This window comes from Kitasatospora sp. NPDC024654 (assembly GCF_055559155.1).
In genome coordinates this window covers 92477-105712 of sequence record NZ_JBVHLF010000010.1, presented here as the reverse complement: position 1 = coordinate 105712, position 13236 = coordinate 92477, and the positions used below count along the sequence as shown (strand labels likewise).

The following is a 13236-nucleotide window of genomic DNA, read 5'->3' as shown; positions in this document are numbered from 1 at the left end:
CGGGTTGCCGGCCGATTCTCGCAGCACCACCACCCCCCTCGAGGTCAGACCAGCCGCTCCAGATACCCGTTGGTCACCAGCCAGCCGACGTTGAGCTGCGCCGGGGCGCCCGGCAGCAGCGTGCCGTCCAGCTGGTACTGCCACCCCCAGCCCGGCTGGTCGAACCATGGCGCGATCGGCCCCGCGTGGACCTCGAACGGCTTGACGACCCGGTAGTCGTGGTAGTTGCAGCCCGCCGGTGCGGTGGTGTTGTCCAGGCTCTGCGGCGGGATCGACCGCTCGGCGTACGGCAGGCCCTCCGGCGCGAGGAAGGAGCCGTACTCGCTGCCGTAGCGGTCGATGTCCTGGCCCGGCAACAGCTCCTGCTCGATCTCGATCGGCTGCCCGTCCGGGGTGAGCGCGTAGCCGTTGTCCGGCGGGTAGTTCCAGGAGCCCGCCCGGGAGTCGTAGTAGCGGGCGAGGAAGGCCTGGTCGGACTCGCCGCCGGTGCGCTGGTAGCCGATCAGCTCCAGCCCGACCCGCCCGAGCAGTGGGAGCTGCTCCGGGCCGAGCCGCGAGTCGCCCTGGTAGTCGGCGGCCGAGCACTGGTCCAGTGGCTGCGGCGTGGCGGCCCCGGCGGCGGGGGCGACGGTCAGCAGGCCGGCCGCGGCGGTGAGGGCGAGGGCTATTCGGCCGAGGGTCATCTCTGCTCCCTGTGATCGTTTTCCTGACGGACGATCAGAGGCTAGGGGAGACGGCGCGGACGTCCCGCGGATTCCGGCCAAGTTCGAGCAGAACCGCCGCGGCCGCCCGTCGGGAGGACGGGCGGCCGCGGTTCACCGGGTTCGGTGTCAGGGCGTGGGGCTGGTGGTGGTAGTGGTGCTGCCGCCACCACCGCCCACCGGCGAGGGCAGCGAGACCGACGGGAAGGAGTCGGCCGGGGTCCCGGCGAGGGAGCCCTCCATGGCGGCCTTCCAGATCGGGCCGGCGACCGGGCCACCGAAGGCCGAGGCGATCGGCGAGCCGCCGAACATCTGGCCCTGCAGCGGGTTCTGGGTGGCGGTGTCACTGACCAGCGTGGCGCCCGCCAGGTCCGGGGTGTAGCCGACGAACCAGACCTGCCGGCCGTCGTTGGTGGTACCGGTCTTGCCCGCGTTGTCGCGGTCGGTGAGACCCGCCGAGGTACCGGTACCGTCCTCGACCACGCCCTTGAGCATCGCGGAGATGGTGTCCGCGGTGTTCTGCGACATCACCTCGGTGCAGTTCGCGGACGGTACCGCCAGCTGCTTGCCGTTGGGGTCGGTCACCGAGGAGATGGCGATCGGGGTGCAGTAGGTGCCGTGGTCGGCGAAGGTCGCGTAGACCGCCGCCATCTCCAGCGGGGTCAGGTCGTTGCTGCCGAGCACCATCGACGGCACCACGCTCAGCGGGTCGCCGTTGGCCTGCTGGGTGATGCCCATCTTGTTGGCCATCTGGTCCACCGTGCACAGGCCGGTGTCGGCCTCGAGCTGGGCGAAGTAGGTGTTGATCGAGTCGGCCATGGCGACCGGCATGTTGTACGGACCCACCTCGCCCGGGTCGTTGTGCAGGGTGTCGACGGAGGGGTACTTGCCGCCGCTGCAGTTCTTCATCGCCGGCCACAGCATGCTCTGCGGCGCGGGGTAGGTGGTGTCGGGCCCGATGCCGTTCTCCATGGCGGCGGCGGCGACGATCGGCTTGAACGTCGAGCCGGTCTGGAACCCGAGGCCACCGCCCATCGACTTGCCGACGTTGAGGTTGATCGTGGTCTGGTTGCTGTTGAAGCCGTACTCGCGGCTCTGGCCCATCGCCATGATCTTGCCGGTGCCCGGCTGCACCTCGGTCATCACGGCGGCCGGCTTGTCCGAGGTGTTGGCGTTGTTGCTCAGCGCCGTCTGCAGCGCACCCTGCGCCTTGGGGTCGATCGTGGTGTGGATCTGCAGACCGCCGCGGTTCCACAGCGCCTGGCGCGCGGCCGCAGTGGCGCCGAACGCGGGGTCGCTGAGGACGGTCTGCTTGACGTAGTCGCAGAAGAAGCCCTCGCCCTGCTGGGCGGTTATGCAGCCCTGGTGGGGCGGGGTGGGCTTCAGCATCGAGGCGATCGGGACGGCGATGGCCTCGTTGGCCTGGTCCTGGGTGATCGAACCGTACTGGGCCATCTTCTTCAGGACGGTGTCCCGGCGTTCCTTGGCCTGCACCGGGTGCACGAGCGGGTCGTAGTTGGTCGGCGACTGCTCGAGGCCGGCCAGCATGGCGGCCTGCGGCAGGGTGAGCTGGTTCGCGTGGACGCTGAAGTACCGCTCGGAGGCCGCCTCGACGCCGTACGCCTGCTCACCGAAGAAGGTGATGTTCAGGTAGTTGGTGAGGATCTGGTCCTTGGTGAGGGTCTGCTCGACCTGGATCGCGTACCGCATCTCCTGGATCTTGCGACCCATGGTCTGCCGCTGGGCCTCCAGCACCTTCTGCTGGTCGTCGCCGGCCTCGTCGACGAAGACGTTCTTCACGTACTGCTGGGTGAGCGTGGAGGCGCCCTGGGTGCCACCACCGCTGCTGTTGTTGCCGAGCGCGCGCGCGATGCCCTTGAGGTCGATCGCGCCGTGCTGGTAGAAGCGGTTGTCCTCGATGTCCACCAGCGCCTCGCGCACCAGCGGGGACATCTGGTCCTGGGTCACCACGGTCCGGTCGCGGTCCCAGACGGTGGCGATCACGCCGCCGTCGGCGTCGTAGATGGTGGAGGCCTGCGAAGGCTGCGGGGCCGTGAAGTCGGCCGGGAGGCTGTCGAAGCTGGTCACCGCGTCCTTGGCCCCCAGGCCGATACTGCCGACCGCCGGCAGCATCAGACCGGCGAGGATCACCCCCGCCAACCCGCTGGCCAGCAGGAAGCGGGTGGCCAGCGCGGCTTTGTTGAACGGATTGAAGCGGCGGGGGGACTGGTTCGACGGCATGCCCTAAGCCTATGCAGCCAATCCTTGCCGAAAGCCCCGACCCCCGCCCTGTCGTGTAACAGCCCTGCCACAACTGTTCGCCGGTCCGCCGGGTGTCAGGTCCACGGCGCGCGGGATGAGAAACGGGGGCGGGTCACTCCGGATCGACCGGTTGACTCCGGTGTGGCGCCAGCGAGTTGTCGTCCGTGGACGATCGATGATCATGGAGTTCGTCTGCGAACTTCCTTGCGGGAGTGGCCTGCGGGCCGCCGGGCGTGCCACTGGCCTTGCGCCGCTGGTCAGTTGGGTGTGCGCGGGGGTTTGCGGCCGTCCGGCCCCTCTGGGTGACCGCGCTTGCCAGTTGCCGGATCGCGGTTACAATTCCCACCCCCGTCATGACCCTTGGTGTCGGCTTCGCCACTCTGGGTGCGCCCCGCTCCGTGATGTCGTGATCGACGTCGGGGCTCCATTTCGGGGTGGCGGAGCGGCCGCTTTGGGACGGTGCTCCCGTCGGTCCGTTTCGATGTCCGTCCGGACGGGGTGAAGGGGTCGGCGCGGAGGAGTGACGCCGCTCCACCCGGCTCGGGCGCGGCGACCCCCTCCTGTCGCCGCGACCGAGCTCGGTGGACCCTGACCGGGTGATCGTAAGCAGCCGGTGATCAGGGCGTAACGAGGTATCACTCTAGCGAGTGAAGATCCAGTGGAGTGTGTGATTCCACTCCTGGGGTTGTGTAGGTGGAGCGGCCCGAGTGGCGACTGGTGTCAACGAGGCGTCAAGCGGGCGTGAAGCCCGCGTCAAGGTCGGCCGACCGACCGTCAGGGCGGCGTCAGCGGAGGGTTTCCGACCGGCTCGGGAGGGTTGGCTCGGGGCGCTGCTCGTTGTCACCCGTTCGCCCGGGAAGGTTCGCCATGCTCCGCACGTCCCCGATGAGGGAGGTCCCCGCCGACGGGGCCCCGCGAGTCCCGGCGCAGTCCCCGCCGCAGGCTCCGCACCCCGCCCGGCACCGGGCGCCCGCCGGGCTGTTCGACCCGAAACAGCTGTTCACCGCCGTGCCCGAGGCACTGCGCAAGCTGCACCCCCGGCTGATGGTCCGCAACCCGGTGATGTTCGTGGTCGAGGTGGGGTCCGCGCTCACCACGCTCTCCGCCGTCCTGCAGCCCAGCGTCTTCAGCTGGCTGATCAGCGGTTGGCTCTGGTTGACCGTGGTCTTCGCCAACCTGGCCGAGGCGGTGGCCGAGGGCCGCGGCCGGGCGCAGGCGGAGTCGCTGCGCAGGGCGCGCACCGGGACGGTGGCCCGGCGGATCCTGCACTGGCGGGTCGGCCTGACGAACTGGACCGAGGAGCAGGTGCCGGCCGAGGAACTGCGGCCGCACGACTTCGTCGTGGTCGCGGCCGGTGAGCTGATCCCGGGCGACGGCGACGTGGTCGACGGGATCGCCGCCGTCGACGAGTCGGCGATCACCGGGGAGTCGGCCCCGGTGATCCGTGAGGCCGGCGGCGACCGGTGCGCGGTGACCGGTGGCACCACGGTGCTCTCCGACCGGATCGTGGTGCGGATCACCTCCCGCCCCGGCCTGACCTTCCTGGACCGCATGATCGCCCTGGTCGAGGGCGCCGAGCGGAAGAAGACGCCGAACGAGATCGCGCTCAACCTGCTGCTGGCCGCGCTCACCGTGGTCTTCATCCTCAGCGTGGTCACCCTCCAGCCGATGGCGATCTACGCCGGCGCCGAGCAGAGCACGGCGGTGCTGGTCGCCCTGCTGGTGGCGCTGATCCCGACCACCATCGGGGCGCTGCTCTCGGCGATCGGCATCGCCGGGATGGACCGGCTGGTGCAGCGCAACGTGCTGGCGATGTCCGGCCGGGCGGTGGAGGCGGCCGGCGACGTCAGCACCCTGCTGCTGGACAAGACGGGCACCATCACCTTCGGCAACCGGCAGGCCGTCGGCCTGGTCCCGCTCGCGGGAGTGACGGCCGGTTCGCTGGCGGAGGCGGCCCAGCTGTCCAGCCTGGCCGACCAGACCCCGGAGGGCCGTTCGGTGGTGGTGCTGGCCGAGGAGCGGTACGGGCTGCGGGCCCGGGCCGAGGGGGAGCTCGGACGGCTGGCGTTCGTGCCGTTCAGCGCGCAGACCCGGATGAGCGGGGTCGACGTCGGGCGCCCGGACGGCTCGCTGGTCCGGGTCCGCAAGGGTGCCGCGGCGGCGGTGGCCGACTGGGTCCGCGAGTGCGGCGGCCGCATCCCGCCCGGGACCGGGGAGGCGGTGGAGGCCATCGCGGCCGACGGCGGGACCCCGCTGCTGGTCGCGGTCGACGACCGGTACGGCGCTCGGGTGCTCGGCGTGGTCCACCTCAAGGACGTGGTCAAGGACGGCATCCGGGAGCGCTTCGCCCAGCTGCGCCGGATGGGCATCCGGACCGTCATGGTGACTGGCGACAACCCGACGACCGCCCGGGCGATCGCCGCGGAGGCCGGAGTGGACGACTTCCTGGCCGAAGCGACGCCGGAGGACAAGCTGGCGCTGATCAAGCGGGAGCAGCAGGACGGCCGGCTGGTCGCGATGACCGGCGACGGGACGAACGACGCTCCCGCGCTGGCCCAGGCCGACGTCGGGGTGGCGATGAACACCGGCACCTCGGCCGCCAAGGAGGCGGGCAACATGGTGGACCTGGACTCCAACCCCACCAAGCTGATCGAGATCGTCGAGACCGGCAAGCAACTGCTCATCACCCGAGGGGCGTTGACCACCTTCTCGATCGCCAACGACGTCGCGAAGTACTTCGCGATCATCCCGGCGATGTTCGCCAGCGTGTACCCGGGCCTGGCGGACCTCAACGTCATGGAGCTGCACAGCCCGAAGTCCGCGATCACCTCGGCGATCATCTTCAACGCGCTGATCATCGTGGCCCTGATCCCGCTGGCGCTGCGCGGGGTGCGCTACCAGCCCGCGTCCGCCTCCGACCTGCTCCGGCGCAATCTGTGGGTGTTCGGTCTGGGCGGGCTGGTGCTGCCGTTCCTCGGGATCAAGCTGATCGACCTGCTGGTGGTGCAGTTCATCCCCGGGTTGTGACCCCCGGCCTGTGCTCACCGGGCCGTGAGGGGCGGGGAGGGCGCTGGTCCCGCCTCGGGCCCGCCCGTCCCCCGACCGACCGGGCGTCGCGCTACGCCCCGCGATACCGGGCCGATACTGCCACCGGGCACGATGACGGGGCGACGGAGACCGGGTCTCGAACGGGGGGACCCGGTAACCCGTCGCCGTCCGGGCGAGCCCGGGCGGCGGGACCGTCGGCGGACCGGTCCTGCCGCCCCGACCCGCCCGGAACTCCCCTCACCCCCGCCCGCTCACCGCCAGGGCCTGCCCCACCAGTACTGGCACCAGGCGGGCGGGGGCCGGGGGAGCCGAGGCCAGCGCCGCCCGCAGCAGTGCCTGCGACCGTAGCGGCGCCGGGTCCAGCAGCAGGCTGCGCTCCCGGGCGAAGGCCCGCAACAGCGAGTGGCAGCCGTACCGGCCGGGTTCCCTGGCGATCAGCAGATGGGCGTCGGCCAGTTGCTCCAGCAGCTCCTCCACGCGCCGGACCGGCTCGTCCAGCAGCGCGGCGGCGACCGCTAGCCGGATCAGCCCGCCGTCCAGCAGCGCGAGCAGCCTGAAGGCCCGGGCGGCCGCCGGATCCAGCGCGTCGTAGCTGCGGGCGAACTCGGTCCGGACGTCCAGCCCACCGATCCGCAGCTCGTTGAGCAGCCGCTGGTCGTCGCTCAGCCGGTCGGCCAGGTCGCGCACCCGCCAGGACGGTCGGGCGACCAGCCGGGCCGCACAGATCCGCAGCGCCAGCGGCAGCCGTCCGCACAACGCCGCCACCGCGGCCGCGGCCAGCGGATCGGCGGCCACCCGGTCCGGGCCGACGGTCCGGCGCAGCAGGGCCTCCGCCTCGTCCGTGGTCAGCATCCCCAGCTCGACCCGGAGCGCCCCGAGCAGGTCGCCCAGCCGGTTGCGGCTGGTGATCACGGTCGCGTTCGCGGTGTCGCTCGGCAGCAGCGGCCGGACCTGCGCGCTGTCCCGGGCGTCGTCCAGTACGACCAGCAGCCGCCGGCCGGCCAGCACCGAGCGGTAGAGCGCGACCCGGGCCGCCGGCCCGGCCGGTATCGCCCCGGCGGCCACCCCCAGGGTGAGCAGGAAGGTCCGCAGCAGCTCGGCGGGCTCGGCCGGGTCCGCCGAGCTGCCGCGCAGGTCGGCGTAGAGGACGCCGTCCGGGAACGCGGCCCGGGCGGCGTGCGCGGCCTGCCCGGCCAGCGCGCTCTTGCCGGCGCCAGGCGGCCCGGTGACCACCGCGACCGGCGGGCAGCCGTGGTTCGGCGCGGTCAGCCCGGTGGTGAGGATGGCCAGCTCGCCGGCCCGTCCGGTGAAGTCGGCCAGGCTCGCCGGCAGCTGGAACGGGACGACGGGGACGGGCCGGGCGGCCTCCTCCCGGGCGGCCGGCGGCGGGCCGGCGAGCGGCTCGTCCGGCTCATCGCCCGCCGGGACGCCCGGTACCGGCTCGAGCCACCCGCTCGGCTCCTGCTCGGCCGCGAGGATCCGTTGCTGCACCGCGCGCAGCTCGGCGCCCGGCTCGACGCCGACCTCGTCGGCCAGGATCCGGTGCACCTGCCGGTAGACGCCGAGTGCCTCGGACTGCCGGCCGCAGTGGTAGAGCGCCGTCATCAGCTGGGCCCAGAAGCGCTCCCGCTCCGGGTAGGCGGTGGTGAGCGTGCGCAGCTCGGGGATGACCGCGGCGGCCCGGCCGAGCCGCAGCGCGGCTTCCAGCCGCGCCTCGACGGCATCGAGCCGGATCTCCGCCAGCCGCCCGGCCTCCTCCTGGCGCAGCACCTCCGCCGGCACGTCCACCAGCGCCGCCCCGCGCCACAGCGCCAGCGCCTCGTCCAGCAGGGCGACGGCGCGCCCGGCCGCGCCCCCGCGCAGCGCCGCGACGCCCTGGTCGCGCAGCTCGATGAAGTGCTGCGCGTCGAACTCGCCGGGCAGCACCCGGATCAGATATCCGCCGGACCGGGTCTCGATCCGTTCGCCGGCCGCCCCGAGCCCCTGCCGCAGCCGCATCACGTAGTTGCGCAGCGTGGTGGGCGCGCTGCGCGGCGGACGGCCGTCCCAGACGACCTCCGCCAGCTGGTCGACCGGGACCACCTGTCCGTGCCGCACCAGCAGCGCCGCCAGCAGGGCCCGCTGTTTGGCCGCGGCGACGGCCTGGACCGCCGCGCCGTCGTGCACCAGCAGCGGTCCCAGAATCCCGAACTTCATCTGCCTGCCCTCCCCGGAATGCTGATCGCGGGCGGATCGAGGGCCGACCGAACGTCGGCCGTCCAACCCGCGGGCTCCGCGTCGTGCCCCCGACACGGGGCCGATCACCGGTTCAGTTCTAGTGCTGGTCGGCGTTGTCCGGCGGGTCCGGAGGGGGTCGGTCAATCAATTCCGTACAACGCCGACGGGGCGCGCACCACGCCGGTGCGGGTGCGCGCCGACGATCCGGTACCGGCCCGCGTCGGGCCGGTACCGGGTGCCGGGTCGGTACGGGTCAGCCGCAGTGGCTCCAGCCACTGGTCCAGCTCGCGCTCTGGTACGTGCCGCCCCACTCCACGCACTGGCCGGCCGCGGGCAGGGAGACCGGGCCCGCGTAGTAGCTGAAGTTGCCCGGGTTCGAGCTGGACCCGCCGCCCTGCACGCTGAGCGTCGCGTTCATCGGCACCGCGCCGCCCGGCTGGTCCACCAGGGTGGTCACGCAGTTCTGCCCGGTGGCGGCGCTGTAGTCCAGGTAGACCACCGCGTTGCCGAGGTCGTGGTAGTCGACCAGGCCGAAGCCGCTGCCGCACAGCGCGTTCGGGTTGTACGAGTTGGTGGCCTGGACCGGCGCCGGGGTCTTCCCGCTGCTCACCGGGCTGCTGTAGCCCACGATGTAGTAGCCGTCGGCGGTGTCCACGTTGCCGGGCTCGCTGCCGACCGCCTTCTGGCCGGCGGCGATGGTGATCGAGGCGACGTGCGAACTGGCCGCCCAACCGGACTCACCGAGCCCGCTGGTGCCGCCCCAGTCGCCGTTGGCGGTGACGATCGAGCCGTCGGCGTTCACCGCGGTCACGATGCCGACGTGGTGCAGCTCGGAGTCCTGGAGGCTGCCGTAGACCACCGCGTCGCCGGGCTGCGGGCTGTACGAGGCGCTGGTGTGCAGGGTGCCGTTGGTCGCGCCGTAGGTGAGGAAGCTCGCGGCGGCGGCGGACAGGCCGCCGGTGTGGAGGCCGGACTGCTGCCAGACCCACTCGGCGAAGTCGGCGCACCAGTACTCGGGGCTGCCCGCGTCGCCGGTGCAGCTGTTCTCGAACTGCGAGCCGCCGAGGCTGTTGGTGGTCGGGGTGTTGGCGCAGGTTCCGGCGGTCTTGTTGACGTTGGCGGCGGCAAGTGAGGCGGCGTCACCGGGGGTGGCGGCTGACGCGGTCGGGGCCTGGGTGAGCGTCACCAGGCCCGCGACCAGGAGCGCGGCTGCCGCGCCGGATATCCGGCGCAGCAGCGTGCACAGACGGTCGGGGTTCACCGTGGTCCTTTCGGAGCGGGGACGGGGGCAGGCGTGGCCGTTCACCGAAGGGCCACACGTGTTCCGCGCCAGTCTCCTGAGGCGCCGTATCGTTCCCGTCGCGCGTCGTCCCGGCGTCCGTCAGCCCGGGTGCTGCATGTACTGACAGGCCTTCTGCTCGGCGTCGGTGAGCTGGTCCGCGCTCAGTGTCACCGGCGCCGCCGTGCCGCCGGGGCTCAGCTGCCGGGCGTCGGCGACCTGGGTCGGCGCCGAGCCGCCGAGGCAGGCGACGCCCACCAGGACGTAGCTGCCCGAGGGCTGCTGGGGCAGCGATCCGGTCTGCAGGGTCGCCGGGAACCCGTTGCTGGCGTCGGAGCTGAAGCCCAGTTGGTGCCAGGCCGGCCCCGGGGTCGAGCCGCTCCCGCTGGCGTAGTAGCCGGCGTAGCCGACGATCCCCACGTTCGCCCCGCTGGCGTGCAGCGTGAGGGTGCTGGGAGCGCCGTTCTGCGGTGCCGCGGTGAGCGTCAGCTGGGCGGGCATCGGGACGTCGTCGGCGCACTGGGTCGGCGGCATGCCGGCCGGCGGATTGTTGTGCACGACGGCCGAGGAGACCAGGCCGCCCCCGCTGAGCTCGAACCAGCGCATGTCCGGCATCCCCGAGGTGGTGTCCACCACGGTGTCCCCGAGGCAGTAGCCGATGAACCGCAGCTCGCAGCCGCTGGGGACGTTCTGGCTCACCGGGGAACTCAGCACGGCACCGGTGTGGATCCGGGTGTTGGGCTGGTAGGTCAGCCCGGTGAACGCCGTGGCCGCCTGCTCGGCGGCGCCGCTCGGCGCGGCCGGGCAGGGGGAGGCGGCCGCCGCCGGGTGGCTGCCGCCACTCTTCTCCGGCAGCCAGAGCACGAGCGCCGTGATCAGGCCGGCCAGCACCGCGGCGACGCCCACCACGGACCAGCGGGAGCGCAGCCAGCGGCTGAGCAGGACGCTGCCGGCTCCGTGCTCCGCCGGTCCGCCGGCCGGCCCGCTGATCTCCTCCACGGCGGACACCTCGGACGGCGTGGCGGGTCCCGCGGTGGGCAGGTGGGACGGCGCGGCCGGCGTGACGGAGGGTCGGGCCGCCGGCCCGGGTATCGACTCCGCCGCCCTGGCGGACTGGGCCGCGGCCCGCTCGGCCGTCAGTTCCCGGTCCAGCCGCTGCCAGCGCTCCTCCCAGAGCGCGACATCGCCGCCGCAGGCCCCGACGTAGGCCAGCGTCACCTCCAGGCTGGGCTGACGGGTGCCGCCGGCAGCGTCGCTGAGGGTGGTGGCGCCGAAGCCGGCCCGCTCGGCGAGCGCTCGGTAGGTCGGGTTGCCCGCCTCCTCGCGCACCACGCGCAGGTCGTATGCGAACGCCTGTAGCGGGCCCTCGGTCGGGTCGATCGGGCGTGGTTTGCGGGCCAACGATTCTCCTAGCCTTGCCGCCGGTTACCGGACTGTCGCGGCATGCTAGAGCCTGGCCAAGTCGGAGGTGTCACCGCCCGCCCCGCCCGCCCGCCTCCGCGCAGTTGGTCAAAAGGACAGGGTAGGCGGATTTATCGAACTCTTCTTCACTTCTCCGGGAGTTCCGCCAGGAGGCCACGCACCCGGAACGCAACCTTCCGCACCGCCGGGCGATCAGAGCGACCGTCAGGCCGGCTGCCCGTCAGGCCGGCCGCCCGTCAGGCAGGCCGGGCCGAGCCCGAGCCGCTCACACCCCGAGCACGAGCAACAGCAGGGCCGCCAGCAGTACGGCGGTGCCGAGTGCCAGGAAGGCGTACTCCAGCCCGCGCCGCTCCCGCCCGTCGACCAGCACCTGCCGCGGGTCCGCCGGGTCGTACCGGACCCGGACCGTCGCGCCGTCCACCAGCGGATGGGACCGGCCGGGCGGCACGGGCGAGAACACCTCCACCACCCGGCCGTCCTCGGTGGCGAACTGCAGCAGCGGGCGGATCGCGCCCGAGCGGTCCTCCGGCCCGAGTGCCCGGTAGCGGACCAGTGCCTGCGCCGAGGCGCCGGACTGCCGCAGCCGGCGGATCTCGTGCAGACCCACCGCGCCCGCCAGGTACGCGACCAGCCCGCCGAGTCCGGCGAACAGTGCCAGTCCGTCCCAGATCGTTCCGCCCATCGCCCCGCACCCTCCTGCCGTCACTCGCGCCTTCTCCTTCCAGTCTGCGCGCCCCCGCCGCGCCGCGCGGCCCGGTCGCCCGGATCCGATCCGCCGTCAGGACCCGGGGGCGGTGGGCGGCGACACGGCTCGGCCCCCGTCCGGCGTGCGGGCGGGGGCCGAACGGCGCAGTGCCGGGCTCAGCCGGCCTTGGCCGCCAGCACGTCGACCTTGATGATCTCCGGCGCCGTGGCCAGCAGCTCCGGTGCCCGCTCCATCAGGGCCTGGGCGATGGCGCCGTTCAGGTGTGCCTCGCGGCCCTCCTCGTCCTCGAAGGTGTCGAAGATCCCGAAGGTGGTCGGGCCCTCCCGGAACGCGTACCAGGTGACCGTGGCCTGCTCGGCGCGGGCAAGCTCCAGCGCGCCGGTCAGCAGTTGGGCCAGCTCCTCGGCGCGTTCGGGCCTGGCTTCGAGGTGGGCGCGCAGGCCGATCTTCGTCATGGGGGGCTCCTTGCAATCGGTCGTTGTCGGGTCGGTTCGGCCCGGGTGTTCGGTACGACGATCACGTTAGGGTGGGGCCGGACGGCATACGAGTGTCGTAAACGACACCATTGGTACGGTTCCCGCCATGGATGTCACGGTGCTGGTCCTCGACGGTGTCTTCGACTCGGGGCTGTCCGCCCTGCTGGACGTGCTGCGAACCGCCAACGAGCTGCGCGGCGAGCTGTCCAACCCGCCGCACTGGCAGGTGTGCACGGTCGGCTTCGACGGCCCGGTCCGCACGGCCGCCGGCCACCTGGTCCCGGTCGAGCCGGCCACCCTCACGGACCGCACCGAGCTGCTGGTGCTGCCCGGGGTGAGCGGTCGCACCCCCGAGCAGCTGGTCGAGTTCGCCGCCGCCCGGGCCACCGCGCCGGCCCGGGCGTTGCTGCGGGAGGCCCGGGAACGCGGGCTGCCGCTCGCCTCGGCCTGCTCGGGCACCTTCCTGCTCGCCGAGTCCGGCGTGCTGGACGGTGGACGGGCCACCACCAGCTGGTGGCTGGCGCCGGCGTTCCGGCAGCGCTACCCCGCGGTCGAGCTGGACGACACCCGGATGGTGGTCGACTCGGACGGCGTCACCACGGCCGGCGCGGCCTTCGGGCACGTGGACCTCGCCCTCGCCCTCGTCCGGATGCGCAGCCCCGCGCTGGCCGAGTTGGTCGCCCGCTACCTGGTGGTCGACGACCGGCCCTCGCAGGCCAGCTACGTGGTGCCCAGCGTGCTCGCCCGGCACGACCCGACGGTGGCCGCCTTCGAGGCCTGGGTCCGGGCCCGGCTCGCCGAGCCGCTGAACGTCCCGGACGCGGCGCGGGCGCTGGGCGTCAGCGAGCGCACCCTGCAGCGGGCCGTTCGCCGCACGCTGGGCAGCTCGCCGGTACGGTTCGTCCAGGACGTCCGGCTGGAGCAGGCCTGCCACCTGCTGCGCACCACCGATCTCTCGGTGGAGGCGGTGGCCCACCGGGTCGGCTACGAGAACGGCAGCACGCTGCGGGTGCTGCTGCGCGACCGACGCGGCCTCACCGCGGGCGCGCTGCGCGGGCGCTGACCGCCACCGCGGTGCGACCGATCACCGCTCCCGAGGCGTCTGGCTCTTTGACCGCGTGATCT

9 protein-coding genes are annotated in these 13236 nt (G+C 72.9%); 2 read left to right on the top strand and 7 right to left on the bottom strand.

Features of this window, described 5'->3' with window-relative positions; translation table 11 throughout:
• Positions 1–44: 44 nt before the first annotated feature.
• Positions 45–683 (bottom strand): TNT domain-containing protein, encoded by a 639-nt coding sequence (locus ACZ38L_RS09110; RefSeq protein ID WP_465690764.1) that lies wholly within the window; start codon positions 681–683, stop codon positions 45–47.
• A gap of 147 nt (positions 684–830) precedes the next feature.
• A complete protein-coding gene (locus ACZ38L_RS09105) occupies positions 831–2942 on the bottom strand; it encodes a transglycosylase domain-containing protein (RefSeq protein WP_465690761.1) in 2112 nt (703 codons plus the stop codon).
• Positions 2943–3830: 888 nt separating this feature from the next.
• On the opposite strand from ACZ38L_RS09105, the gene kdpB reads away from it, so the two are divergent.
• Positions 3831–5990 carry a potassium-transporting ATPase subunit KdpB gene (gene kdpB, locus ACZ38L_RS09100; RefSeq protein ID WP_465690759.1) on the top strand — a complete coding sequence of 720 codons (2160 nt, stop codon included), beginning with the start codon at positions 3831–3833 and terminating at the stop codon, positions 5988–5990.
• Positions 5991–6248: 258 nt separating this feature from the next.
• Here the strand turns inward: kdpB and ACZ38L_RS09095 are convergent, their stop codons facing one another.
• From ACZ38L_RS09095 to ACZ38L_RS09075, 5 genes are all read right to left on the bottom strand, one after another.
• Positions 6249–8207, bottom strand: coding sequence for an AfsR/SARP family transcriptional regulator (locus tag ACZ38L_RS09095; protein ID WP_465690757.1), 1959 nt, complete (start codon positions 8205–8207; stop codon positions 6249–6251).
• A gap of 274 nt (positions 8208–8481) precedes the next feature.
• Positions 8482–9489 carry a CHAP domain-containing protein gene (locus ACZ38L_RS09090; RefSeq protein WP_465690754.1) on the bottom strand — a complete coding sequence of 336 codons (1008 nt, stop codon included), beginning with the start codon at positions 9487–9489 and terminating at the stop codon, positions 8482–8484.
• Between the two features lie 120 nt (positions 9490–9609).
• Positions 9610–10908 carry a helix-turn-helix domain-containing protein gene (locus ACZ38L_RS09085; protein ID WP_465690752.1) on the bottom strand — a complete coding sequence of 433 codons (1299 nt, stop codon included), beginning with the start codon at positions 10906–10908 and terminating at the stop codon, positions 9610–9612.
• A 286-nt stretch (positions 10909–11194) separates the two neighbouring features.
• A complete protein-coding gene (locus ACZ38L_RS09080; RefSeq protein ID WP_465690750.1) occupies positions 11195–11611 on the bottom strand; it encodes a DUF3592 domain-containing protein in 417 nt (138 codons plus the stop codon).
• Between the two features lie 179 nt (positions 11612–11790).
• A complete protein-coding gene (locus ACZ38L_RS09075; protein WP_465690748.1) occupies positions 11791–12090 on the bottom strand; it encodes a putative quinol monooxygenase in 300 nt (99 codons plus the stop codon).
• Positions 12091–12217: 127 nt separating this feature from the next.
• Between ACZ38L_RS09075 and ACZ38L_RS09070 the strand changes: the two genes are divergently transcribed.
• The gene (locus tag ACZ38L_RS09070) at positions 12218–13174 is read left to right on the top strand and encodes a GlxA family transcriptional regulator (RefSeq protein ID WP_465690746.1); all 957 of its coding nucleotides are present in this window, start codon (positions 12218–12220) and stop codon (positions 13172–13174) included.
• Positions 13175–13236 lie beyond the last annotated feature (62 nt).